Below are 3,849 nucleotides of genomic sequence, written 5' to 3' on the forward strand. Positions count from 1 at the left end.
CGTGGGTGTGCTCGGCGAGATCGGCGAGACCCTCGTGGTGGTGCACGGCCAGTCCGAACAGATCCGGCTCAAGAGCCCGGTCGCGCAGCGCGGCGCCCTCGACAAGTTTGCGGGGGAGGGCCTCGCCGGGACGCTCGGGACCTACCAGGAGCTCCACGCCCACTGGAAGTCCAGCCAGGCCGAACTCGATGAGCTCCGCAGCGCCGCCCGGGAACGCCTCCGCGAGGCCGAATCCTTGGAGGCTGCCCTGGCCGAGATCGACGCCGTCGACCCGCAGCCGGGCGAGGACGAATCGCTCAAGGCGGAGGCCGTCAAGCTCGCCAACGTCGAGGAACTGCGGATCGCGGCCACCACCGCGCATCAGGCGCTCATCGCCGAGGACTTCGGCGATGGCAACGACGCCACGGCGCTGGTCGATGCCGCCAAGCGCACGCTGGAGCACGTCGCCGAACATGACGAGGAACTCGGGTCGGCGGCGGCCCGCCTGGCCGAGGTCGGCTTCCTGCTCAACGACATCGCCACCGAACTCGCAAGTTACCAGGCCGCCCTCGACACCGAGGGCCCGGAGCGGCTCGCCGAGATCGAGGACCGGCGGGCAGCCCTCGCCAAGCTGGTGCGCAAGTACGCTCCAAGCATCGACGAAGTGCTGGTGTGGGCCGAGGAGTCCCGGACGCGTTTCCTGGAACTGCAGGACGACTCCACCCGGATCGAGGCCCTCGACGCCGAGGTGGCCCGCGCCGGGGCCGAACTGGTCAAGCAGGCCGCCGGCATCAGCAAGCTGCGGAAGAAGGCCGCCAAAGACCTCTCCGCGCGCGTCAGCGCGGAACTTAAGGCCCTGGCGATGGCGGACGCCACCCTGGTGATCAACGTCGAATCAGGCGGGCAGCCGGGACCGTTCGGCGCGGACGAGATCTCCTTCTTGCTCCAGCCGCATTCCGGCGCCCCCGCCCGCCCGCTGGGCAAGGGCGCCTCGGGCGGTGAACTGTCCCGCGTAATGCTCGCCATCGAAGTGGTGCTGGCCGCCGTCGACCCGGTCCCCACGTTCGTCTTCGACGAGGTCGACGCCGGCGTGGGCGGCCGCGCNGCCGTCGAGATCGGCCGCCGGCTGGCGATGCTCGCCCGGCACGTCCAGGTGCTCGTGGTGACCCACCTGCCGCAGGTGGCAGCCTTCGCCGACCAGCACATCCGGGTCACCAAGACCTCCGTGCGCGGCGCCGACGGGGCGACCGCGACCGGCTTCACCTCCAGTGACGTCCGACTCCTCGACGAAGCGGAGCGCGTCCGGGAGCTGGCCCGCATGCTCGCCGGCCAGGAGGATTCCGAATCCGCCCAGGCCCACGCCCAGGAATTGCTGGACGACGCCAGGCTCCTGCCGCAGCAGGCCTGAGCAGGTTCTCCGACTGCCAGCGGCCGGCCCGTACTGGGATGACAATCACAGCGGGTTGCCGCGAACAGACCCTTGGAAGGCTGAATTGATGATAGGCTCGAACTCCGTGGTGCAGCGATCAAATTCCCGTGTAAATTCCCGGTTTCCGGGCTCGTCCAAGACGACCAAACACATCTTCGTCACCGGTGGTGTGGCGTCCTCGCTCGGTAAGGGACTGACGGCTTCGAGCCTCGGTCACCTCCTGCGGGCACGCGGCTTGTCTGTAACAATGCAAAAGCTCGATCCCTATCTGAACGTGGATCCGGGCACGATGAACCCCTTCCAGCACGGCGAAGTCTTCGTGACTGACGACGGCGCCGAAACGGACCTCGACATCGGCCACTACGAGCGCTTCCTCGATGAGAACCTCGAGGGCTCGGCCAATGTCACGACCGGCCAGGTCTACTCCACAGTGATCGCCAAGGAACGCCGCGGCGAATACCTCGGCGACACCGTCCAGGTCATCCCGCACATCACCGATGAAATCAAGCGGCGCATGCGGCTTCCCNCCCGCCGAGGGCAAGAACGCCCCCGACGTGATCATCACCGAAATCGGCGGCACCGTGGGCGACATCGAGTCCCAGCCGTTCCTCGAATCCGCCCGCCAGGTCCGCCAGGACATCGGCCGCGGAAATGTCTTCTTCCTGCACGTCTCCCTCGTGCCGTACATCGGCCCGTCGCAGGAACTGAAGACCAAGCCGACGCAGCACTCCGTGGCCGCGCTGCGCTCCATTGGCATCCAGCCTGAGGCGATCGTGATCCGGTCGGACCGCGAAGTGCCGCAGCCCATGCGCGACAAGATCGGCCGCATGTGCGACGTCGACATCGACGCCGTCATCGGCTGCCCGGACGCCCCGAGCATCTACGACATTCCGAAGACCCTGCACTCCCAGGGCCTGGACTCCTACATCGTCCGCGCCCTTGACCTGCCCTTCAAGGACGTTGACTGGACTAGCTGGGACAAGCTCCTGGACGCGGTCCACAACCCCAAACACGAGGTTGAGATTGCCCTGGTCGGCAAGTACATCGACCTGCCGGACGCCTACCTGTCCGTGACCGAGGCGTTGCGTGCCGGCGGCTTCGCCAACGACACCAAGGTCAAGATCCGCTGGGTCCCCTCGGACGAATGCGAAACCCACGAGGGTGCGGTCAAGTCCCTGGACGGGGTCGACGCGATCTGTGTCCCCGGCGGCTTCGGCATCCGCGGACTCGAAGGCAAGCTCGGCGCGCTCAAGTACGCCCGCGAATCCAAGCTCCCCGTCCTGGGCCTGTGCCTTGGACTGCAGTGCATGGTGATCGAGTACGCCCGCAACGTGGTCGGCCTCGAGGGCGCTTCCTCGTCCGAGTTTGAGCCGGACTCGAAGTACCCCGTGATTGCCACGATGGAAGAGCAGCTGGACATCGTCGACGGCAAGGGCGACCTCGGCGGCACCATGCGCCTGGGCCTGTATGAAGCCAAGCTTGACGAGGGTTCCGTGGTCGCCGAGACCTACGGCACCACCAAGGTCAGCGAACGGCACCGCCACCGCTACGAGGTCAACAACAAGTACCGCGAGCAGATCGCCGCCCAGGGACTGGTGTTCTCCGGAACGTCGCCCGACGGCAAGCTGGTGGAGTACGTGGAACTTCCCCGCGAGGTCCACCCGTACTACGTGGCCACGCAGGCGCACCCGGAACTGAGCTCACGCCCGACCCGGCCGCACGCGCTGTTCACGGGGCTGGTGAAGGCAGCCCTGGAGCACCAGAAGGGCGGCGGGAAAACCGCCACCAAGGTTCCGGCCGCCGCCAAGCCTTCCCCGGCAGTGTCGAAGTAACTCCCCACTGAATCAAAGGACGGCGCGATGCCCGGTATCCCTGAAACCCCCCATGCTGCACGGCAGGTTTCGGACGAACCGAGCCCGCGCCGTCTTTTGTCGTCCAGGACGGTCTACGAAGGCCGGATCTGGGACGTTGTCAGTGACAGTTTCCAGCTCAACGACGACGGCGATCCGCTCGTCCGCGACTACATCGACCACCCCGGTGCGGTGGCCGTCCTCCCGATGAACGACGCCGGCGAGGTGCTGCTGATCAAGCAGTACCGGCACCCCGTTGGCATGGACCTGTGGGAGATCCCGGCCGGGCTCCTCGATGTTGAAGGCGAGGACTTCGTGGCCGGCGCGGCCAGGGAGCTCGCCGAGGAAGCCGACCTCGTCGCCGGTAAGTGGAACGTGCTGGCCGACTTCTTCAATTCACCCGGCTCCTCCAGCGAGGCCATCCGGATCTACCTCGCCCGGGACCTCAGCGACGTGCCCGGCCACGAACTCCACGTCCGCACCGACGAGGAAGCCGAAATCGAGCTGCACTGGATCCCCCTGGAGGCGGCCGTTCTGGCCGTGCTGGAGGGGCGCCTGCACAACCCGTCGGCCGTCGTCGGAGTCCTGGCG

Annotated in this window: 2 protein-coding genes and 1 pseudogene; all 3 read left to right on the forward strand. The window is 67.2% G+C overall.

Going from position 1 to position 3,849, the window contains the following annotated elements; genetic code table 11:
- Positions 1-1,387 (forward strand): DNA repair protein RecN (gene recN, locus K789_RS0117805; RefSeq protein WP_024367952.1); only part of this gene is annotated, 1,387 nt, incomplete at its 5' end.
- 88 nt (positions 1,388-1,475) lie between these two features.
- Positions 1,476-3,240 (forward strand): annotated as a pseudogene (locus tag K789_RS23435) (CTP synthase).
- A gap of 27 nt (positions 3,241-3,267) precedes the next feature.
- Positions 3,268-3,849, forward strand: a 582-nt coding sequence (locus K789_RS0117815; protein WP_024367953.1) for an NUDIX domain-containing protein, incomplete at its 3' end; no start/stop codon positions are given.

It is taken from the genome of Arthrobacter sp. TB 26, assembly GCF_000427315.1.
GTDB lineage: Bacteria > Actinomycetota > Actinomycetes > Actinomycetales > Micrococcaceae > Arthrobacter.